Here is a 22,310-nt window from a genome sequence, read left to right as displayed (position 1 = left end):
CGCGAGGGAACACCTAGGCCGGGATGCCGACCGTCCAGCGCATGCGGCCGGCCAGGTCGGCGGCGCCGCACACGATGACGGGACAGGGTCGCGCCGCCAGGACGGCGGCGACGGTGGAGCCGCCGAGGGGGCCGCGCTCGAACCTGGCGCCGACGACCAGCAGGGCCGCGTCCTCGGCATGGGCGATGAGGGTCTCGGCCGTGCCGCCCTCCATGACGAGCATGCGTACCTCGGCGCCGTCCAGGTCGCCGACGAACGTCCCGGTCAGCTGATGCACCATCGTGATCGCCTCGGCGACGCCCCCGGACTCGGCCACGACGTGCACGACATCGAGACAGGCGCCGCGTGACACCGCCTCGTCGGTGGCCCGGCGCAGGGCGGCGATCGAGTCGGGGGAACGGTCGAGACCGACGACGACGCGTCCGTGCGAGGACATGGGACCAGCTCCGTTTCGTGGACGGGAGGCGCGGGGGACCGGCCCACGATCGCGCGGCGCGGGCGGCGTGCCCAGAGGCGGAGGGCTCCTTCCGCCCGGTCTTTGGTCCCCTAGTCGGCGAAACCAGACGAAACCAGGCGTCCGGTGAGGTGCTCGATCCGTACGACGATGTAGTGGTCCCTGCTGCCGGGCGTCCATGTGGTCAGCGGGAGTGCGGCCAGACGGCGGATCTCGTCGGGGTCGCCGACGCTCCTGGCGGGACCGACGGCGGTGACCGACCAGCCCCGGCGCGCCTCCGGGTCGAACTCGTCGGTCTCGAACGCGACGATCGCGTCACGGGCCGCCGCCGCGAGCTTGGAGCCGACCGCCGTACGGATCACGATGCCCGAGCCGTCCAGGACGAAGTTCACCGGTTGTACGGCGGGCAGCGCCCGATCGGTGAAGACGATCCGCCCGATGACGGCCGTGGCCATGAGCCGCAGGCATTCCTGGCGCGTGAGGATCTGGAGTCCAGCTGAGTCGAGCTTCATGCCCTCCAGCGTCTCGCCGGGCCCGGCCCTGCCGTCAGGGGCGAAAGTCCCGTCCTTCGAACCGCCTATCGAGCCCCATGTCGTGTTTGACGGCGACATTTCCGGCAATGGCGACCCGGGACCAAAGGGCCGGGTCATCCCGGTCCCCGACCACACGGCACCGCAACACCGCAACACAGCAACACCGCAGAACCACGCCCTTCGCCCCAGTGCTCCGGGACCAAGGTCCCTACTGGGCCCGGCCGACCACCGACGAGGCTCACCACCATGGACACACTCCAGAAGATCGACGCCTACTGGCGTGCCGCGAACTACCTGTCCGTCGGGCAGATCTACCTGCTGGACAACGCCCTGCTGACCGAGCCCCTGCGGCCCGAGCAGATCAAGGCACGGCTGCTCGGCCACTGGGGCACCACGCCGGGCCTGACCTTCTGCTTCGCCCATCTCAACCGGATCATCGCCGAACGCGACCAGGACATGATCTACATCGCGGGCCCCGGACACGGCGGCCCGGCCGCGGTCGCGCACGCCTGGCTCGAAGGCTCCTACACCGAGCGCTACCCGGACATCACCCAGGACGCCGACGGCATGCGCAGGCTGTTTCGCCAGTTCTCCTTCCCCGGCGGCATCCCCAGCCACGTCGCGCCCGAGACGCCCGGCTCCATCCACGAGGGCGGCGAGCTCGGCTACGCGCTGACCCACGCCTACGGGGCCGCCTTCGACAACCCGGGCCTGGTCGTGGCCTGCGTGGTCGGCGACGGCGAGGCCGAGACGGGCCCGCTGGCGGCGAGCTGGCACGCCAACAAGTTCCTCGACCCCTACCGGGACGGCGTCGTCCTGCCTATCCTGCACCTCAACGGCTACAAGATCGCCAACCCCGCCGTCCTGGCCCGCATCCCGGAACCCGACCTGCTCAACCTCCTCGAAGGGTACGGCTACCGCCCGCACGTGGTCTCCGGCGACGACCCGGACGCCATGCACGCCCTGATGGCCGCCACCCTGGACACCGTCTTCGACCAGATCGCCGACTACAAGCAGGGCAGGGCCGAGCGCCTCCCCATGATCGTCCTGCGTTCGCCGAAGGGCTGGACCGGGCCCAAGGAGGTCGACGGCCTGCCGGTCGAGGGCACGTGGCGGGCGCACCAGGTGCCGCTGTCCGGCGTCCGGGACAACCCGGAGCACCTGGCCATGCTGGAGGAGTGGATGCGCTCCTACCGGCCGGGCGAACTGTTCGACGAGCACGGCAGGCCGGTGGCGGCGATCCGGCAGACCGTGCCCGAAGGCGTACGCCGGATGAGTGCCAACCCGCACGCCAACGGCGGTGAGCTGCTGCGCCCACTGGCCCTGCCGGACTTCCGCTCCTACGCCGTCGAGGTGAAGACGCCCGCGCGGCAGTCGAGCGAGCCCACCCGGGTGCTCGGCGCGTTCCTGCGCGACGTCATCGTGGCCAACCCGCACACCTTCCGCCTGATGGGCCCGGACGAGACGGCCTCCAACCGGCTGAACGCCGTCTTCGAGGCGACCGGCCGGGCCTGGAACGCCGAAACGCTGCCCACCGACGAGCACCTGGAGCCGGGCGGCAGGGTGATGGAGGTGCTCAGCGAGCACCTGTGCCAGGGCTGGCTCGAAGGCTATCTGCTGACCGGCAGGCACGGCCTGTTCACCTGCTACGAGGCGTTCATCCACATCGTCGACGCGATGTTCAACCAGCACGCCAAATGGCTGCAGACCTCGCGCGACATCGCCTGGCGGCGTCCGGTCGCCTCGCTGAACTACCTGCTGACCTCGCACGTGTGGCGGCAGGACCACAACGGCTTCAGCCACCAGGACCCGGGCTTCCTCGACGTGGTGATGAACAAGAAGGCCGAGGTCGTCCGCGTCTACCTGCCGCCGGACGCCAACACGCTGCTGTCGACGGCCGACCACTGCCTGCGCTCACGCGACTACGTCAATGTGATCGTCGCGGGCAAGCAGCCGGTGCTCGACCTGTTCACCATGCAGGAGGCGCTCGCGCACTGCGCCAGGGGGCTCGGCATCGTCGAGTGGGCCAGCAGCGACGCCGGGACCGAGCCGGACGTGGTGCTGGCCTGCGCGGGCGACGTGCCCACCCTGGAGACGCTCGCCGCGGCGGCCCTGCTGCGCGAGCACCTGCCGCAGCTGAGAGTGCGCGTGGTCAACGTCGTCGACCTCATGCGCCTGCAGCCGCCTTCGGAGCACCCGCACGGCATGTCCGACGCCGAGTTCGACACGCTGTTCACGACCGGCAGGCCGATCATCTTCACCTTCCACGGCTACCCCTGGCTGATCCACCGCCTCACCTACCGCCGCACCGGCCACGACAACCTGCACGTACGCGGGTACAAGGAGGAGGGCACCACGACCACACCCTTCGACATGGCCATGCTCAACGACATCGACCGCTACCGCCTGGTCATCGACGTCATCGACCGGGTGCCCGGCCTGGCGTCGACGGCCGCGCACCTGCGCCAGCGGATGGGCGACGCCCGTCAGCGCGCCCGCGCCCACACCCGCGAGCACGGCGAGGACCCGGCCGAGATCCGCGAGTGGACCTGGCGCCCCGCCGACCCGGACGGGTGAGCGCGCCGGGGTCAGAGGCGTTCCCCGATCATCGCGGCCAGCCGGTCGAGCCCGGGCCCGGCGCTCTGCGGGGTGATCTGGCTGAGCGAGAGCCTGAGCTGCCTGTCCCCGCCGCCGTCCGGGCAGAAGTGCGACATCGGCGTCCAGATGACGCCGTGCCTGCCCGCCGAGTGCTCCAGCAGCGCGTCGTCCACCTCGAACGGCACGCTCACCACGACGAAGAACCCGCCGGTCGGCTCGGTCCAGCTCACCCCGCACCCCGGCGGGAACCGCTCGGCCAGCCCGTCCAGCACGAGCCGCAGATTGCGCCGGTAGAGCGCGGCCTGCCCGGTGTTGGCCGCGCGCAGGCTGCACCCGTGTTCGAGCAGCGCGCCGCCGATGACGGCCTGGGCGATCGGCGAGGTGTTCACGGTCGTCATGCTCTTGATCATCGCCAGCCGGTCGGCCAGCGTCGTGCCGTCGGAGAGCGTCTGGTCGGCCACGACATAGCCGACCCTGGCGCCCGGCAGTGCGGTCTTGGCGAACGAGCCCAGGTAGACGACGCGGCGGCCGGTGTCCATGGACTTCAGGGTGGGCATCGGCTCGCCGCCGCCGAAGAAGCCGTAGGGGTTGTCCTCGAGCAGCAGCAGGTCGTGCTGCTCGGCCAGCACCAGCAGTTCGTGCCGCAGGCTTTCCGGCAGGCTGACGCCGGTCGGATTGGCGCAGTCGGGCACCAGGTAGAGGGCGCGCGGGCGCAGGCCACGGGACCTGGCCTCCCCGATCCGGGCGCGCAGGTCCTCCAGGTCGACGCCGTCGTCGCCGCCGCGTACCGGCCAGAGCGGCAGCCCGGCCAGCAGCGCGGCGCCGGTCACGCCGACATAGGTCGGCGAAACGGCCAGCAGCACGTCCCGCGGACCGGCGGCCAGCGCCCTGAGCACGAGGAACATCGCCTCCTGGCAACCGACCGTCACCACGATCGACTCGTCGGGCGCGTCGATGCCCTCGTCCAGGCGAAGGTGCTCGGCGACCAGGTCGTGGATGATCCCCTTCGTCCGGCCGTACTGCAGCACCAGCCGTCTGGCCTCCGGCTCGGTCAGGCCCTTGGCGGTGCGCAGATGCCGGTGGAACCGGTCGAGATGGCGGTGCACGTCGGCCAGGTCGAAGAAGTCCTCCGCCGGACGCCCGGCCGCGAACGAGATCGCCGAGGGGAAGCGCATGGCGATCTCGTTGAGCAGGTTCATCGAGCTCATCGCCGGATCGGTCAGCGAGCCGTGCAGATCGGCCAGGTCGAGGTCGGGTCGCACAGCGGTGCGCGGGGTCGTCATCGTGGCTTCCTGTCGGTGAAGTACGGCATGGCGGCGACGCCGAGTCGTGCGGCGGCGGCGAGATCGGGGCAGCCCGCCAGGCCCATCGCGGTGCGCAGTTCGGTGGCCAGCAGCGCCAGCACCCGCGCGCAGCCGCTCTCGCCCCCGGCCGCGAGCCCCCACATGAGCGGCCTGCCGACCAGCACGCCGGAGGCGCCGAGGGCGAGCGCGGCCAGGATGTCGCACCCACTGCGCACACCGCTGTCCAGCAGCACCTGGAAACGCGAGGCGGGCAGCCCGGCCACCGCGGCGGCCACGTCGGGCAGCGCGCAGGCCGCGGGAACGGCCTGGTCGAGCTGGCGGCCACCGTGGTTGGAGACGACCACCCCCTGCGCACCCTCGGCGGCGGCGCGCACGGCGTCACCCGGGTCGAGCACGCCCTTGAGCAGCAGCGGCAGCCGGGTCTGCGCACGCAGCCAGGCGATGTCGGCCCAGGTCACGGCGGGGGAGAAGAGATCGGCGGTGTGGGAGGCGATGGCGGAGGCGTCCCGGGAGCCCCGGTGGGCGCGGCCGGTGCTCCCGTCGTCGAGCAGGGCGGCCGTCACCGTGTCCGGCAGGGCCATCCCGTTGCCCGCATCGCGCAGCCGCCGTCCCATGAACGGCACGTCGACGGTGACGACCAGGACCTCGACGCCCGCCGCCTCGGCCCGCCGTACCAGGTCGAGCAGGCGGCCACGGTCGCGCAGCCAGTAGAGCTGGAACCACAGGACCGCGCCGGTGGCGGCCAGCTCCTCCAGGCCGACGCTGCTCAGCGTGCCCACCGTGAACGGCACACCGGCCGAGGCGGCGGCCCGCGCCGTGGCCAGCTCCCCGTCGGGGTGGAACAGCCGGTGGTAGGCCACGGGCGCGACCGCGAACGGCAGGCTGGAGCCGCTGGCCACCAGCGTCGTCTTGGTGTCGCAGTGCGAGACGTCGGCCAGGACGCGGGGGACCAGGGCGACGCGGTCGAGCGCCGCCCTGTTGCCCGCTACCGTCCACTCGCGTTCGGCGCCGCCTTCGAGCCAGTCCCAGATCTGGGGCTGCAGGGCGGCTCTCGCCTCGTCGGCGAAGTCCGTCACGGCGAGCTGCGTCATGCCGGGGCTCCGCCGGACCTGTTCTGCTGCTCGACGGCCTCGTACAGGGCGCGGACGTTGTTGCTGCCGAACGTCCTGGCCTTGGCCCGCTCGATCACCTCGAAGAAGAACGTGCCGCGCTCGTGCTCGGACCTGGCGAAGATCTGGTACAGCTGGCCGTCGTGGTCCTGGTCGGCCAGCAGGTCCAGGTTCCGCAGCTGTTCGAGGGTGTGACACATCGGGGTGAGCCGGTCGAGCAACCGGTCGAAGTAGGCGGCGGGCGCGGACAGGAAGCCGACACCGCGCTCGGCCATCGCGGCGACGGTGGCGACGATGTCACGCGAGTCGAAGGCGACGTGCTGCACGCCCGCCCCGCCGTGATCGGCGACGAAGCCGGCGATCTGCCCGCCCGAACGGCCGGGCAGCGGCTCGATCAGGGTGAACGTCACCGTCCTGTCGGCGCTCTGCACGACGGCCGAGTCCATGCCGAGCGCGCCGATCTCGATCCGCTCCTCGAAGATGGTCGCGAAGCCGAACACCTCGTTGTAGCGGCGCACCGTCTTGTCCAGGTCGCCGAGCGGCAGGCACACCGCGAAGTGGTCGATGCGCCGCAGTCCGACCTGTCCCGAGCCCGTGCACGACAGCGGGTCGGGCAGCCCGGGGATGCGGCCCTGCGGCGTGCCGGGATCGCGCTGCAGCAGCGTGTGCACGACGTCGCCGAACGCCGACACCGAGGCGAGCACGCACCCGTCCTGCGCGTGCGGCGCCGCCAGTCCGTCGGCGCCGCGTTCGACGAGTTCGGTGTGCACGGCCTCGGCGTCGGCCACGCGCAGCGCGATCGTGGCCACGCCGTCACCGTGCCTGGCCAGATAGGCCCGGCCCGGGTGGGTGGCGGCCAGCGGCTGGGTGAGCAGCATCCTGATGCCGTTCTGCCCGACCAGCGCGGAGATCTGCTCCTCGCACCCGGCCCTCGGGCTCGGCGGGATCAGCAGCTCGAAGCCGTAGGCGCCGATGAGCCGCGCCACCTGCGCGCCGAGGTCGCCGACATAGAACTCGATGTGGTCAAGCGTGACGTCGACAGGCATGGGTCCCTCGTTCTCCAGGGTGGACAGCGCGGCGATCACCGCGTCGTTCGCCGCGGCGTCGCCGACGGCCAGCCGGATGGCGCGCCCGGGGTAGAAGCGGGCCGCGATGTCGTGCCGCTCGAACGCGGCGCGGGCCAGGTCGAGCCTGGCCGGGTCGCCCGCAGTGACCCACAGGAAGTTGGTACGGCTGCGCGTGACCGACCAGCCGAGCCCGACCAGCGCGGCACGCAGCCGCTCGCGCTGCGCCGAGATCTCCGCGATGCGCCGCCGTACCTCGTCGTCGGCGCCGATCGCGGCCCGCACGGCGGCGAGCTGGAGCTGGCCGGGCGTGTACGGCACTTGGTGCGGCACCACACGCTCGACGATCCCGGTGGCGGCCATCGCATAGCCGATGCGCAGCGCCGCCAGGCCGTGCGACTTGGAGAAGGTACGCAGCACCACCAGGTTGGGCCAGTCCGCCAGCCGCGTGGCGACGTCCGGCGCGCCGATGCCGGGCGCGAAGTCGATGTAGGCCTCGTCCAGCAGGATCACCACCGACGACGGCACCCGGGCGAAGAAGGCGGTGAGCTCCTCCCAGGTGTAGACGGTGCCGGTCGGGTTGTGCGGATTGCACAGCACGATCAGCCGGGTGCGCTCGCCGATCCGCTCGGCCATGCCCGCCAGGTCGTGCCTGGCGTCGCCGCCGAGCGGCACGGGCACCGACTCGGCCTGCGCCATCGCACACAGCATCGGGTAGACGTCGAAGCAGGGATCGCTGTGCACGACGGCGTCGCCGGGCCGTAGCAGCCCGCGGAACAGGTCGTGCGCGACCCCGGCCGAGCCGGTGCCCACGATGACCTGCCCCGCCTCGACGCCCTGCCAGCCGGCGATCACGTTCGGCAGCGAGACCGGCCTGAACTCGGGATAGCGGTTGAGCTCGTCGACCGCCCGCGCCAGGGCCGCGCGTACGGCGGGCAGGGGGCCGAAGGGATTCTCGTTCTGCGCCAGGAGATGTCTCATGGTCACACCGCCTCCAGGACGTACAGCCACGAGTGCGGGGTCGCGAACGGCTCGACCCTGGCGATGCGCAGCCCGGCGTCGGTGAACAGCCGGTCGTAGGTGGACCTGGTGTGCAGCGGGATGCCCATCATGGCGTGGGCGAGCTCGAACCCGACCGAGAAGATCGGCTGCCTGCTGTCGTGCTCGACATGGTCGCGCAGCATGGTGTCGCCGAGCACGAACCTGCGGGCGGCGGGGAAGGCCTCGCGCATCCTGGGCAGGATGTCGGCCCGGGTCGCCGGGTCGGCGAGCAGGTCGTGCAGCAGGAAGAAGCTCATCACCGTGTCCACATCCCCGGTGATCTCCAGCCGCCGCCGCCTGTCCAGCACCCCCAGCACGTCGGCCTGTACGGCCTGCACCCGGTCGCTCAGCCCGGCGGCGGCGATGTCACGCCTGGCCATGAGCGTGGCGGGCTCGCTGATGTCGATGCCCAGGCCGCGGGTGCCGGGGCGCTTGCCGACGACTCTCGCGACCCTGGCGCTGTTGCCGCTGCCGAGGTCGGCGATGGTGCCGAACTCGACGTCGTCGAGCACCTCGTCCAGCAGGGCGGCGAACATGGACTGGTCGCACTGCGCCGAGCCGAGCGCGACCATCGACTCCTCGCGGTGGATGTCGCTGGGGTCGTAGCGCCTGCTGCCCTGGGTGAGCTGCCCGGCGTTGGCGAACACCTCGTTGTAGCCGCCGACCGCCCAGGTGAAGTAGCCGCGCGAGCGGGCGACCTCCCGGCCCGCCTCGGTGGGGATGTAGACCTCGTCGTCGGCCTTGAGATAGCCGCAGCAGGTGGCCGCCCGCAGGATGGCCTCGGCCCGGTCGTTGTCCTTGAGGTCCTCGCTGTAGAGCTGGTCGCCGGCGGCGATCCGCTCCAGCAGGCCGAGCCGGTCCAGGGCGAAGATGACGTTCGCCGCGATGTAGCCGTTGTAGGCGTCGGCGGGCGCGATGGGGGTGGCGGCCTGGCCGTGCCACTGCTCGGGGATGTCGTACTTGTTCATGTGCGTTTCCGATCTCAGAGGTGGGAGTTCAGTACGGGACCGATGACCGCCAGGGCGGCGGGGCCGGTCAGCTCGCCGTGGGTGGCGGGCACGTGATGGATGTCGAGACGGCCGGACACGTAGGGGTGCCAGGCCGACGGGTCGGGCGCGGAGGCCGGGCGGTCGGCTGCGGCGAGGAAGAACAGCACGTCCCCGTCGTAGATCCGCCGTGGCCGCTCGGCGGCCAGCGCCAGGTTGGCGAGGAAGACCCCGACGACGCGGGCGACGCCTTCGCCGCTCAGCCCGGACAGCGGGCCTTCGCCATGCGCGACGAGCGCGGCGTGCTCGTCGGGGGTGCTCGGCCAGCCGGTGATGTCGCCCACCGGCTGGCCGAGCGAGGTGAGGATGGCGGCCAGCAGGCCGGGGTCCCGGCTCGCCGGGCTCTCGTCGAGCTCGGGGTAGCCGTCGAGCACGGCGAGCAGTTCGATCGCCTCGCCCTGGGCCTGCAGCTCGGCGGCGACCGCATGGGCGACCACCCCGCCGAACGACCACCCGAGCAGGGCGTAGGGCCCGGCGGGCTGGACGGCCCTGATCTGCTCGACGTAGGCCAGAGCCAGCTTCTCCACACTGACCGGGTGCAGGGACAGGTCCGACAGGCCGGGCGCCTGCAGCCCGTAGATGGGGCGGTCGGCGTCGAGATGGCCGAGCAGGCCGGTGTAGACCCAGCTGATGCCGGCCGCCGGGTGCACGCAGAACAGCGGGTTGCGTGTGCCCCTGGCCCTGATCGGCAGCAGGACGGGGAAGCTCTCCCGGCCCGGCGCCGCGTCCAGCGCGGCCAGTTGCGCCACGGTCGGCGCCTGGAACAGGTCGCGCACCCCGAGGTCGAGCCCGGTGCGGGCGCGGATCTCGGCGACCAGCCTGGCCGCGAGCAGGGAGTGGCCGCCCAGGTCGAAGAAGTTGTCGTCGATGCCGACCCTGGCCAGGCCGAGCGACTCGGCCAGCAGCTCGCAGAGCACCTGCTCCCTGGCGTCGCGCGGCTGCCTGCCGCCTTCGGCCGCGCCGAGGTCGGGGGCGGGCAGCGCCCGCTGGTCCAGCTTGCCGTTGGGGGTCAGCGGCAGCGCGTCGAGCACGACGAGCGCGGCGGGCACCATGTGCTCGGGCAGCCTGGCCGCCAGTGCGGCGCGCACGGCGGCCGTGTCCGGCTCGCCGCGTGCGACCAGGTACCCGACCAGGCGCCCTTCGCGGACCACGACGGCGCTGTGCGCGACGCCCGGCTGGGCGCCGAGCACGGCGTTGATCTCGCCGAGTTCGATGCGGAAGCCCCGGATCTTGACCTGGTCGTCGATGCGCCCGAGGTATTCGAGCTCGCCGTCCGAGGCCCGGCGGGCCAGGTCGCCGGTGCGGTACATGCGGGTGCCCGGCGGGCCGTACGGGTCGGCGACGAACCGTTCGGCGGTCAGCGCGGGCCGGTCGTGGTAACCGCGGGCCAGACCTTCGCCCGCGACGAACAGCTCGCCCGCGACTCCCGTCGGCGCCGGTCGCAGGGTGGCGTCGAGCACGTGGACGCGCAGGCTCGGGATGGCCGCCCCGATGAGCGAGCGGCTCTGCCCGTCGGCGGTCGCGGCGTCCAGCGCGCGGTAGGAGACGTGCACCGTGGTCTCGGTGATGCCGTACATGTTGACCAGGACGGGGGCGTCGTCGCGGTGGCGCGCGTACCAGTCGGTCAGCCTGCTCAGGTCGAGCGCCTCGCCGCCGAAGATCACGCTGCGCAGGGCCAGTCGCGCCCCGGTGCCGGGGTCGTCGGCGTCGGCCTGCATGAGCTGGTAGAAGGCCGAAGGCGTCTGGTTGAGCACGGTGACCCGCTCGTCGGCGAGCAGGGCGAGGAACTCCCCGGGCGACCTGCTGACCTCACGCGGCACCACGACCAGGCGCCCGCCGTTCAGCAGCGGCCCCCACAGCTCCCACACCGAGAAGTCGAAGGCGTAGGAGTGGAACAGCGTCCACACGTCGTCCGGGCCGAAGCCGAACCACTGCTCGGTCGCGGCCATCAGCTGCACCACATTGCCGTGCGGCACGACCACGCCCTTGGGCCTGCCGGTCGAGCCCGAGGTGTAGATGACATAGGCCGGATGGCCCGGCTCGACGCCCGCGGCCGGGCTGCCGGTCGGTCCGGTGTCCAGGTCGGCCTCCTCGATCAGCAGGCACGGCGGCCCGCCCCGCGGCAGGCCCGCGACGACCTCGGCGGTGCTGACCAGCAGGACGGGCGCCGCGTCGGCGAGCGTGTAGGCGATGCGGTCGGCCGGGTAGCCGGGGTCGATCGGCACGTAGGCGGCGCCCGTCTTGACGATCGCGACGATCGCCACGACCAGGTCGAGCGAGCGCGGCAGCGCCAGGGCGACGAACCGCTCGGGCCCGGCGCCCCGTGCCACCAGCAGCCGGGCCAGCCGGTCGGCACGCGCGTCGAGCTCGGCGTAGGTCAGCCGCTCCCGGCCCAGGCTCAGCGCCACGTTGCCCGGCGTGCGGGCGGCCTGCGCCTCGAACAGGTCCTTCAGCGTGCCGGGCGCGGGCGTGTACCGGCTCGTGTCCGGCGTCAGGGCGCGTTCGGCGTCGGTCAGGACGTCGACCTGGCCCACCCGCAGGCCGGGATCGGCGGCCACGGCTTCGAGCACGGCGGCGAAGCGCGCGGCGAGGTGTTCGGCCGTGTCCCGGTCGAACAGGCCGGTGGCGTACTCCAACACGCCGGTCAGCCCGCCGGGCGTGCCGTCGGGCGCGCGTGTCTCGCCGAGTCCGAACGACAGGTCGAACTTGGCCGTCCCGGTCTCCAGCTCCATCGTCTCGGCCCGCAATCCGGGCAGCCGCGCCTCGGCGGCCGTGCTGTCGTGCAGGGTGAGCATCACCTGGAACAGCGGGTGCCTGGCCATGGACCTGACCGGGTTCAGCGCCTCGACCAGCCGCTCGAACGGCACGTCCTGATGGCCGTACGCGTCCAGGTCGAGCGAGCGGACCCGGGCCAGCAGCTCGGTGAACGTCGGGTCGCCCGACACGTCGGTGCGCAGGACGAGCGTGTTGACGAAGAAGCCGACCAGGTGCTCAAGGGCGTCGTCGGTGCGTCCGGCGATCACGGTGCCGATCGGCAGGTCGCTTCCCGCGCCGAGCCGGCCGAGCAGGGTGGCGAGCGCCGCCTGAAGGACCATGAACAGGCTGGCGTTCTCCCGTCTGGCCAGTGCGGCCAGTGCGGCGTGCACGTCGGGCCCGATCCGGAGCTCGACCGAGTCGCCCCCGTTCCCGGCCACGGCGGGTCTCGGCCGGTCGAACGGCAGTGCCAGCTCCTGCGGCGCGCCCGCCAGCGTGGCCCGCCAGTAGGCCAGCTGCGTGCTCAGCAGCGACGCCTCGTCGTCCTCGGCGCCCAGCAGCTCCCGCTGCCACAGCGCGTAGTCGGCGTACTGCACCGGCAGCGGCGCCCAGCCCGGCCGCTCGCCCGCCGTCCGCGCCTCGTAGGCCGCGCCGAGGTCGCGCAGCAGCGCCCCGAGCGACCAGCCGTCGCCCGCGATGTGATGCATGACCAGCGCCAGCACGTGCTCCCGCTCGCCGCGTGCGAACAGCGTGGCCCTGATCGGCGGCTCGGCCGACAGGTCGAAGGTGTAGCCCTGCGCCAGCCGCAACGCCCGGCCCAGCGCCCGCTCGTCCCTGACCGCCCGCACGTGCAGCTCGGGCGAAACCCCGTCGAGCACCTTCTGGTACGGCACGCCGCCCACGACGTGGAAGACCGTGCGCAGCACCTCGTGCCGCTCGGCCACGTCGCCCAGCGCCAGCCGCAGGGCGTGCACGTCGAGCGGGCCGTGCAGGCGCAGCGCGAGCGGCGAGTTGTACAGCCCGCCGGTGCCCTTCATCTGCTCGATGAACCACAGCCGCGACTGGGCGTGCGACAGCGGCACCAGCTCCGGCCGGGCGAGCGGCGTCAGCGGCGGCCTGGCGGCGGCGTGCCCGGCCTCGTCCAGGTGCCGGTCGAGCCGGGCGACGTCCGGGTGCTGGAAGAGCGCCCTGATCGACACCTCGGCGCCGAGCACACCGCGGATACGGCCGACCAGCCTGGTCGCCAGCAGGGAGTGGCCGCCCAGGTCGAAGAAGTCGTCGTCGAGGCCGACCCGGTCGACGCCGAGCACCTCGGCGAACAGCCCGCACAGGATCTCCTCACGCGGGGTACGCGGCCCGCGCCCGCCCGATGGCCCGAAGTCCGGCTCGGGCAGCGCACGGCGGTCCACCTTGCCGTTGGCCGTGACCGGCAGCGCGTCGAGCACGACGACCGCGGCGGGCACCATGTAGTCGGGCAGCCTGCTCGCGGCGTGCGCACGCAGCCTCTCGCCGTCGCCGTCGCCGGTGACATAGCCGATCAGGCGGTTGTCCTTGGCGACGACCAGCGCCCGCCGTACCGACGGGTGCTCGGCCAGGACCGACTCGACCTCGCCGAGCTCCACCCGGAACCCTCGGATCTTGACCTGTTCGTCGGCGCGGCCGACGAACTCCAGCTCGCCCGTGCTGTTCCAGCGCACCAGGTCGCCGGTGCGGTACATGCGGCCGGGGCCGTACGGGCAGGCCACGAAGCGTTCGGCCGTCTGGGCGGGTCTGGCGAGGTAGCCGCGTGCCAGGCCGTCGCCCGCGATGTAGAGCTCTCCGGCCACGCCGGAGGGCACGGGCTGCAGCCAGGCGTCCAGGACGTACACGCGGGTGTTGCGCATCGGGCGGCCGATCGGCACGGTCGCGGGCACGCCGGTCGCGGCGGTGACGGTGTGGCAGGTCTTGATGGCCGTGGTCTCGGTCGGCGCGTAGACGGCGACGACCGTGACGTCCGGGCAGGCGGCGATCAGGTCGCGTACGGCGGCGGGCGAGACCACGTCGCCGCCCGTCCACACCTGCCTGACCGCGCGGAAGCTCTCCGGCGACTCGGCGGCCAGCACACTGAGCAGTCCCGAAGGCGCCTGGACCAGCGTCACCTCGTGCTCGGCGACGGTGGCGGCCAGCGTGTGCGCGTCGAGCGGGCCGGGCGGGGCCGACACGATCGCGCCTCCGGTCACCAGGGGCACCCAGATCTCGGTCGTGGAGGCGTCGAAGGCGGTCGGCGAGTGCAGCAGCGTGCGTTCGTGCGCGCCGGTCCCGAACTGGGGATTGGCCAGCAGGTCGGCGACATTGCGGTGCGTGACGGCCACGCCCTTGGGCAGCCCGGTCGAGCCCGAGGTGTGCATGACGTACAGCAGCTGGTCCAGGTGCACCCGGACGGCGGGGCCGGCCTCGGCGCGCCCGGCGCCCGCGATCTCCAGCACGGTCGTGCCGGGGACGGCCGCGATCGGGTGCCCGGTGTGCGCGGCGTCGACGAGCAGCAGCCGGGCGTCGGTCGCGTCCAGGACGTGCCGCAGCCTGGGCAGCGGGTAGCGCGGGTCGAGCGGCGCGTACGTGCCCCCGGCCTTGGCCACGGCCAGCACCGTGGCCACCAGCTCGACGCCGCGTTCCATCAGCACCGCGACCGGCTCCTCGGCGGCCAGGCCGTGATCGAGCAGCGTGTGCGCGATGTGGTTGGCGCGGGCGTTGAGCTCGGCGTAGGTGACGCGGGCATCGCCCGACACCACGGCCACCGCGTCGGGCGCCGCGGCGGCCCGTGCCTCGAACAGCTCGTGCGGGCAGCGCCCGGCGCCCTGGCCGTCGGCCGTGTCGTTGCGGGTGCGCAGCAGCAGGTCGCGCTCGTCCCGCGACAGCACGTCGATGCCGGACACGCTCCCGCCCGGGTCGGCGGCCACCGCCCGGAGCACCCTGACCAGCCGCTCGGCCAGCGCGCTCGCCGTACCGGGGTCGAACAGGTCGCGGGCGTACTCGACGGCTCCGGCCAGGCCGTCGTGCGTCCGGGTGAAGACGAAGTTCAGGTCGAACTGGGCGTGCGCCTCGCCCACCGGCTCCATGACCCCGCGCAGCCCGGCGAAGTCGAGCTCGGCCCTGCTCTGGTTGTCGAAGGTGACGACGGTCTGGAACAGCGGGTGCCTGGCGGGCACGCGGGCCGGGTTGAGGTGCTCGACGAGTCGTTCGAAGGGCACGTCCTGGTGGGTGTAGGCGTCGAGGTTGGCGGTCCGGACGCGCCGCAGCACCTCGGCGAAGGTCGGGTTGCCGGACAGGTCGGTGCGCAGGACGAGGGTGTTGACGAAGAATCCGACGAGGTCGTCGAGCGCTTCGTCCGTGCGTCCGGCGATGGGGGTGCCGAGCGGGATGTCGGTCCCGGCGCCCAGCCTGCTGTAGAGGGTGGCGACGGCGGCCTGCAGCAGCATGAACAGGCTCACCTGATGCTCGGCCGCCACCCGTACGAGCTCGGCGTGCAGCTCGGCGGGAACGTGGAACTCGGCCAGGTCGCCCTCATGACCGGGCGTCGCGGGCCTCGGCCGGTCGTAGGGCAGTGCCAGCTCTTCGGGCATCCCGTCGAGCGCCTCCCGCCAGTGGGCGAGCTGTGCGTCCATGAGGTCGTCGAGCAGGTCGCGCTGCCAGAGGGCGTAGTCGGCGTACTGGACCGGCAGTGGCTTCCAGTCCGGCGCCCGCCCGTCCAGTCGCGCCCGGTAGGCGGTGGCCAGGTCGTCGAACAGCGGCCGGAGTGACCAGCCGTCGCCCGCGATGTGGTGCAGCAGCAGCACCAGCAGGTGCTCGTCGTCCCCGCGCGGCAGCAGCCAGGCCCGCACCGGGATGTCGGTCGCCAGGTCGAACGTCCGGGCGACGATGTCCGCCACCTCGCCCTCCAGGTGCAGCTCGGGCCGCACTCCGTCGAGCACCTCCTGCCTGGCCACCCCTTCGACCGTGGGGAACACCGTGCGCAGCGCCTCGTGCCTGGCCACCAGGTCGCCGAGCGCCTCCCGCAGCGCGTCGGCGTCCACGCGGCCGTGCAGCCTGACCGCGAACGGCGTGTTGTACAGCGCGCTCGGCCCTTCGAGCTGCTCGACGAACCAGAGCCGCTGCTGCGCATGCGACAGCGGCACGTGCTCGGGCCTGACCGCCGGCCGAAGCGCCGGACGCACGGCCCCGCCCTGCCCGGCGGCCAGGTAGTGCTCGACCGAGGCGACGTCGGCATGCTGGAACAGCACCCGGATCGGCAGCTCGACCCCCAGCACCCCGCGGATGCGCCCGGCCAGCCGGGTGGCGAGCAGCGAGTGGCCGCCCAGGTCGAAGAAGTTGTCGTCGAGCCCGACCCGTTCGACGCCGAGCACCTCGGCGAACAGGGCGCAGAGGATCTCCTCGCGTGGCGTACGCGGCGTCCGCCCCTCGCCCGAGCCCAGGTCGGGGGCGGGAAGCGCCCTGCGGTCGACCTTGCCGTTGGCGGTGACCGGCAGGGCGTCGAGCACGACGACGATCGGCACCATGTACGCGGGCAGGCGCCCGGCGACGTGTTCGCGCACGTCTTCCGGTGCGGCGTCGCCGGTCACATAGGCGACCAGGCGTTTGTCGCCCGGCCGGTCCTCGCGGGCGATCACCAGGGCCTGTCGTACGGCCGGATGTCCGGCGATGACCGCCTCGATCTCGCCGGGCTCGATGCGGAAGCCCCGGATCTTGACCTGGTCGTCGGCGCGTCCGACGAACTCGATGTCGCCGCCCGCGTTCCAGCGCACGACGTCGCCGGTGCGGTACATGCGGCCGGGGCCGTACGGGCAGGCGACGAAGCGTTCGGCGGTCAGGCCGGGCCGGTCGGCGTAGCCGCGGGCGAGGCCCGCGCCCGCGATGTACAGCTCGCCGGCGACCCCGGCGGGGACCGGGCGCAACCCGGCGTCCAGGACGTACACCCGCATGTTGTCCAGCGGCCTGCCGATCGGCACCGAGGCGGGCACCGCTCCGGCCGCCCGCATCCGGTGCCGGGTGGCGAACGTCGTGGTCTCCGTCGGGCCGTAGCCGTCCACGACCACCAGGCCGGGACAGCGCTCGAGCACCTGCCTGACCGCGACGGGCGAGACGACGTCGCCGCCTGTCCACACCTCGGCGACGGCCGCGAACGCCTCGGGCGCCTCCTGTGCGACCAGGTTGAACAGCCCGGCCGTCAGCCACAGCGCGTCGACCCGGCCTCCGGCGAGCAGGGCGGTGAAGTCGGCCGTGCCCAGCCGTCCGGGCGGCGCGAGCACGACCGTGCCGCCCGACAGCAGCGGCACCCACAGCTCGAACGTCGAGGCGTCGAACGCGGTCGGCGAGTGCAGCAGGACCTTGCGTCCCGCGATCTCCTCGAAGCACCGGTCGCGGGCCAGGTCGATCACATTCTGATGGGTGATCGTGATGCCCTTGGGCGTTCCGGTGGAGCCGGAGGTGTACATGACGTAGGCGGTGTGGTCGGGGCGCGTGGTGGTGGTGATCGGCTGTCCGGACGGTGGTGGCGGTGCGCCGTGGACGTAGGCCGGGATGCCGAGCCCGGGGGGAGGGGGCCGGTCGGTGACGAGGAGGGGGACGCCGTCGAGCGTCTGCTGGAGTCTGTCGACGGGGAGGTAGGCGGCGCCGGTCTTGAGGATGGCGAGGATGGTGGTGACGAGGTCGGGGCCGCGTTCCATGAGGATGGCGACGGGGGTGTCGGGGGTGAGGGGGGCGAGGGTGTGCAGGTGGTGGGCGAGGTCGGTGGAGTGGGCGTCGAGTTCGGCGTAGGTGAGGTGGAGGTCGTGCGAGGCGAGTGCGATCGCGTCGGGGGTGCGGGCGGCCTGGGCGGCGAACAGCTCGTGCAGCGTCGCTCCGGTGGTGGCGGGCGCGGCCGTTTCGTTCCACTCGACCAGCAGCCGGCGCCGCTCGCCGGGCGAGAGCACGTCCAGCTCGGCGATCCGCGTGCCGGGCTCGCCGGTCACGGCCGTCAGCACGCGGACCAGGCGTTCGGTGATGGCCGTCGCGGTGGCGGCGTCGAACAGGTCGGCGGCGTACTCCAGCGTGCCGGTCAGCCCGGTGGCCTCCTCGGCGAAGGTGAACGTCAGGTCGAACTTGGCGATGTCCAGGTCGAACGGGTACTCCCGGCAGCCGAGCCCGGCGAACTCGTCCGGCAGCGGCGTCTGGCTGTTCATCGTGATGACGGTCTGGACCAGCGGATGCCTGGCCGGGACACGGGCCGGGTTGAGGTGCTCGACGAGCCGTTCGAACGGCACGTCCTGGTGGGTGTAGGCGTCGAGGTTGGCGGTCCTGACCCGGCCCAGCACCTCGGCGAACGTCGGGTCGCCCGACAGGTCGGTGCGCAGGACCAGGGTGTTGACGAAGAACCCGACGAGGTCGTCCAGCGCCTCGTCCGTCCGCCCGGCGATCGGGGTGCCGAGCGGGATGTCCGTCCCGGCTCCGAGCTTGGCGTAGAGCGTGGCGACGGCCGCCTGCAGCAGCATGAACACACTCACCTGGTGCTCGGCTGCCACCCGGACGAGCCGCGCGTGCGCCTCGGCGTCCAGCTCGAAGGCCGCCACGCCGCCCACATGGCTGGGCGTCGCGGGCCTCGGCCGGTCGTAGGGCAGGGCGAGCTCTTCGGGCAGGTCGCCGAGCGCCCGCTCCCAGTGCGCGAGTTGTGCGTCCATGAGGCCGTCGAGCAGGTCGCGCTGCCAGAGGGCGTAGTCGGCGTACTGGACCGGCAGTGACTCCCAGTCCGGCGCCCGGCCGTCCAGCCGCGCCCGATACGCCGTGGCCAGGTCGTCGAACAGTGGTCGCAGCGACCAGCCGTCGCCCGCGATGTGGTGCAGCAGCAGCACCAGCACGTGCTCGTCGTCCGAGCGCGACAGCAGCCAGGCCCGCAGCGGGACGTCCACCGCGATGTCGAACACGCCCAGCGCCAGCTCCTCCACGGCGGCCCGCGTCTCGGCGTCGTCGCCGCACGCCCGCACGTCGAGCGTCGGCGAGACGCCCTCCAGCACCCGCTGGTACGGCACGCCGTCCACACTCGGGAAGACCGTGCGCAACGCCTCGTGCCTCCCGGCCAGGTCGCCCAGCGCCTCCCGCAGCGCATCGGCGTCCACACGGCCGTCGAGCCCGACGGCGAACGGCGTGTTGTACAGCGCGCTCGGCCCCTCCAGGCTCTCGATGAACCACAGCCGCTGCTGCGCGAACGACAACGGCACCTGCTCGGGCCGTACGGCCGGCACCAGCGGCCTGCGCTCGACGCCACCCGCCTGGGCGGCCAGGTAGCGGTCGAGCCCGGCGACGCAGGGGTGCTGGAACAGCGCCTTGATCGGCAGTTCGACGTCGAGCACGCTCCGGATGCGGCTGACCAGCTTGGTGGCCAGCAGCGAATGGCCGCCCAGCTCGAAGAAGTTGTCGTCCACACCGACCCGTTCGACACCGAGCACCTCGGCGAACAGGCCGCACAGCAGTTCCTCACGCGGCGTCCGGGCCGCGCGGCCGTCGCCCGGCCCGGACTCGGGAACCGGCAGCGCCCTGCGGTCGACCTTCTGATTGGCGTTCATCGGCAGCGCGTCCATGACGACCACGACCGGCACCATGTACGCGGGCAGCCGCTCGGCGACATGCGCGCGCACGTCCTCGGGTACGGCGTCGCCGGTCACATAGGCGACCAGGCGTTTGTCGCCCGGCCGGTCCTCGCGGACGATCACCAGGGCCTGCCGTACGGACGGGTGTGCGGCGACGACGACCTCGATCTCGCCGGGCTCGATGCGGAAGCCCCGGATCTTGACCTGGTCGTCGGCGCGTCCGACGAACTCGATGTCGCCGCCCGCGTTCCAGCGCACGACGTCGCCGGTGCGGTACATGCGGCCGGGGGCGTACGGGCAGGCCACGAAGCGTTCGGCGGTCAGTGCCGGGCTGCCGACATAGCCTCTGGCCAGGCCTTCGCCCGCGATGTAGAGCTCACCGGCCACGCCCACCGGGACGGGCTGGAGTGCGGTGTCGAGGATGAAGGTCTGGGTGTTGTCCATCGGCCGGCCGATGGGGGGGACGGCTGGGTAGTCGAAGGGGCGGCGCACCGGGTGGTCGGTGGCGAAGGTGGTGGTTTCGGTGGGGCCGTAGACGTGGACGAAGGTGAGGTCGGGGCAGCGTTCGACCGCCCTGCGCATGGCGGTGACCGATCCGGCTTCGCCGCCGCTCCACACCTCGCGCAGACCGGCCAGCGGGTGTGAAGGGTGTTCGGCCAGCAGGTTGAACAGGGCCGTGGTGAAGAAGACGGCGGTGGGGCGTTGTTCGATGAGCAGGGTGCTCATGGCGTCGAGGTCGAGCTCTCCAGGGGGTGCGATGAGGACCTGGCCGCCCGACAGCAGCGGCACCCACAGCTCGTAGGTGGAGGCGTCGAACGCGAGCGGCGAGTGCAGCAGCACCCTGCGGTGCGCCTCGGCCCGGAACTGCCGGTCGGCGGCCAGCGCCACGATGTTGCGGTGGGTGACCGCGACCCCCTTGGGTGCACCCGTGGAGCCCGAGGTGAACATGGCATAGGCCAGCTGGTCGCCATTTATGGGAATATTTCGCCCAGCAGAGGTGGTGTCTGGCTCGTACTCGCTGAGGAGGGTGGCGACATCGAGCACGGGCATGGCGTCGGGCAGAGCCGGGAAGGCCACCCGCAGGGCGTTCTCGTCGCCCAGGACCAGCCGGGCCTCGCTCCGGCGCAGGATCGCCTCGATACGCGCGGCCGGATAGCGCGGGTCGAGCGGCACGTACATGCCGCCCGCCTTGAGCACGCCCAGGATGGCGCTCACCGCGTCGAAGGAACGCTCCATGAAGAGCACGACCCGGCTCTCGGTCCCCACGCCTTCGGCCGCCAGCCTGCGGGCCAGCCGATCGGCGCGCTCGTCCAGCTCCGCGTAGGTCAGCTCCCGGTCGCCCTGGCGCAGCGCGACCGCATCGGGTGTGCGGGCGACCTGGGCGGCGAACAGCTCGGGCAGGCTGCCGTCCGGCACCGGGCGGGTGGTGTCGTTCCAGTCGGCCAGGATCTCCGCGCGCTCCTCGGGCGCGAGCACGTCGACCGCCGAGATCGGCGTCCGGGGATCGGCCGCGACCACGAGCAGCACGCGCAGCAGCCGTTCGGCCAGTGTCGTCGCCGTGCGATGGTCGAACAGATCGGCCGCGTACTCCAGCGAACCGGTCAGGCCGGACGCGCACTCGGAGAAGGCGAACGTCAGGTCGAACTTGGCCACGTCCAGCCCGAACGGGTACTCCTCGCAGGCCAGCCCGGCGAACGACGACGGCAGCGGCGTCTGGCTGTCCAGTGTGACCGCCGTCTGGAACAGCGGATGCCTGGCGGGCACCCGGGCCGGGTTGAGGTGCTCGACCAGCCGCTCGAACGGCACGTCCTGATGGCTGTAGGCGTCGAGGTTGGCGGTCCGGACCCGGCCCAGCACCTCGGCGAACGTCGGGTCGCCGGACAGGTCGGTGCGCAGGACGAGCGTGTTGACGAAGAACCCGACCAGGTCGTTCAGCGCCTCGTCCGTGCGTCCGGCGATCGGGGTGCCGAGCGGGATGTCGGTCCCGGCGCCCAGCCTGGCGTAGAGGGTGGCGACGGCGGCCTGCAGCAGCATGAACAGGCTCACCTGGTGCTCGGCCGCCACCCGCACGAGCGCCGCGTGCGCCTCGGCGTCCAGCTCGAAGCCCGCCACGCCTCCCCGGTAGCTCGCCGTGGCGGGCCTGGCCCGGTCGTAGGGCAGGGCCAGCTCGTCCGGCGTCCCGGCCAGTGCGCTCGCCCAGTGCGCCAGCTGCGCGCTCAGCACGCTCGCCCGGTCGTCGGCGTCGCCGAGCAGGTCGTGGTGCCACAGCACGTAGTCGGCGTACTGCACCGGCAGCGGCTCCTGGACGGGGGCCCGGCCGGCCAGCCGGGCCTCGTAGGCGCATTCCAGGTCGTCGAACAGCGGCCCGACCGACCAGCCGTCGCCCGCGATGTGGTGCAGCAGCAGCACCAGCACGTGCTCGCCGTCCGGCCGGGAGAGCAGCCACGCCCGGATCGGCAGCTCGGTGGCGATGTCGAAGACGTGGCCCGCCGCCGCCTCGACCGAGGCCCGTACCTGCGCGGCGTCCGCGCAGGCCAGCACCTGGAGCACCGGGCGCACGTCCTCGGCCAGGATCTCCTGGCGCGGCCTGCCGTTCTCGCTGACGAACACCGTGCGCAGCGCCTCGTGTCTGGCCACCAGGTCGCCCAGCGCCGCCCGCAGGGCCTCGGCGTCGACGCCGCCGCCGCCGAGCCGGAGCACGAGCGGCGTGTTGTACAGGGCGCTCGGCCCCTCTAACTGCTCGATGAACCACAGGCGCTGTTGCGCGTACGAAAGCGGGATCATGGTCTTCCTCCGACGGGGGGATGGGGGA

At 72.7% G+C, this 22,310-nt stretch carries 8 protein-coding genes; 1 reads left to right on the top strand and 7 read right to left on the bottom strand.

The window, feature by feature from the left end; genetic code table 11:
• Positions 1–13: 13 nt before the first annotated feature.
• A complete protein-coding gene (locus tag ACTWNK_RS24160) occupies positions 14–436 on the bottom strand; it encodes a universal stress protein (protein WP_474306756.1) in 423 nt (140 codons plus the stop codon).
• A gap of 110 nt (positions 437–546) precedes the next feature.
• The gene (locus tag ACTWNK_RS24155) at positions 547–966 is read right to left on the bottom strand and encodes a pyridoxamine 5'-phosphate oxidase family protein (RefSeq protein WP_474306755.1); all 420 of its coding nucleotides are present in this window, start codon (positions 964–966) and stop codon (positions 547–549) included.
• A gap of 267 nt (positions 967–1,233) precedes the next feature.
• Between ACTWNK_RS24155 and ACTWNK_RS24150 the strand changes: the two genes are divergently transcribed.
• The gene (locus ACTWNK_RS24150) at positions 1,234–3,564 is read left to right on the top strand and encodes a phosphoketolase family protein (protein ID WP_474306754.1); all 2,331 of its coding nucleotides are present in this window, start codon (positions 1,234–1,236) and stop codon (positions 3,562–3,564) included.
• Positions 3,565–3,575: 11 nt separating this feature from the next.
• On the opposite strand, the gene ACTWNK_RS24145 is transcribed toward ACTWNK_RS24150, so the two are convergent.
• Genes ACTWNK_RS24145 through ACTWNK_RS24125 form a run of 5 tightly spaced genes read right to left on the bottom strand, consistent with a single transcriptional unit; the run spans position 3,576 to position 22,282 of the window.
• Complete coding sequence (locus ACTWNK_RS24145) at positions 3,576–4,868, bottom strand: aminotransferase-like domain-containing protein (protein WP_474306753.1); 1,293 nt, start codon at positions 4,866–4,868, stop codon at positions 3,576–3,578.
• Positions 4,865–5,980: an alpha-hydroxy acid oxidase gene (locus ACTWNK_RS24140; RefSeq protein ID WP_474306752.1), complete on the bottom strand. Its 1,116-nt coding sequence runs from the start codon at positions 5,978–5,980 to the stop codon at positions 4,865–4,867. The genes ACTWNK_RS24145 and ACTWNK_RS24140 overlap by 4 nt, the downstream gene beginning before the upstream one ends.
• Positions 5,977–8,043, bottom strand: coding sequence for a 4-hydroxyphenylpyruvate dioxygenase (hppD, locus tag ACTWNK_RS24135; protein WP_474306751.1), 2,067 nt, complete (start codon positions 8,041–8,043; stop codon positions 5,977–5,979). Before hppD ends, ACTWNK_RS24140 begins: the two co-directional genes overlap by 4 nt.
• A gap of 2 nt (positions 8,044–8,045) precedes the next feature.
• Positions 8,046–9,071, bottom strand: a complete 1,026-nt coding sequence (locus ACTWNK_RS24130; protein ID WP_474306750.1) for a hypothetical protein — start codon at positions 9,069–9,071, stop codon at positions 8,046–8,048.
• Positions 9,072–9,085: 14 nt separating this feature from the next.
• Positions 9,086–22,282, bottom strand: a complete 13,197-nt coding sequence (locus ACTWNK_RS24125) for an amino acid adenylation domain-containing protein (RefSeq protein WP_474306749.1) — start codon at positions 22,280–22,282, stop codon at positions 9,086–9,088.
• Positions 22,283–22,310 lie beyond the last annotated feature (28 nt).

The sequence above is a fragment of the Nonomuraea sp. IBHARD001 genome (assembly GCF_056106265.1).
This window is presented reverse-complemented; position numbering and strand designations above follow the sequence as displayed.

Excerpts from the sequence above, each read along its gene's own strand:
- ACTWNK_RS24160 (WP_474306756.1), bottom strand. The coding sequence starts at position 436 with ATGTCCTCGCACGGACGCGTCGTCGTCGGTCTCGACCGTTCCCCCGAC.
- ACTWNK_RS24155 (WP_474306755.1), bottom strand. The coding sequence starts at position 966 with ATGAAGCTCGACTCAGCTGGACTCCAGATCCTCACGCGCCAGGAATGC.
- ACTWNK_RS24150 (WP_474306754.1), top strand. The coding sequence starts at position 1,234 with ATGGACACACTCCAGAAGATCGACGCCTACTGGCGTGCCGCGAACTAC.
- ACTWNK_RS24145 (WP_474306753.1), bottom strand. The coding sequence starts at position 4,868 with ATGACGACCCCGCGCACCGCTGTGCGACCCGACCTCGACCTGGCCGAT.
- hppD (WP_474306751.1), bottom strand. The coding sequence starts at position 8,043 with ATGAGACATCTCCTGGCGCAGAACGAGAATCCCTTCGGCCCCCTGCCC.
- ACTWNK_RS24130 (WP_474306750.1), bottom strand. The coding sequence starts at position 9,071 with ATGAACAAGTACGACATCCCCGAGCAGTGGCACGGCCAGGCCGCCACC.
- ACTWNK_RS24125 (WP_474306749.1), bottom strand. The coding sequence starts at position 22,282 with ATGATCCCGCTTTCGTACGCGCAACAGCGCCTGTGGTTCATCGAGCAG.
- ACTWNK_RS24140 (WP_474306752.1), bottom strand. The coding sequence starts at position 5,980 with ATGACGCAGCTCGCCGTGACGGACTTCGCCGACGAGGCGAGAGCCGCC.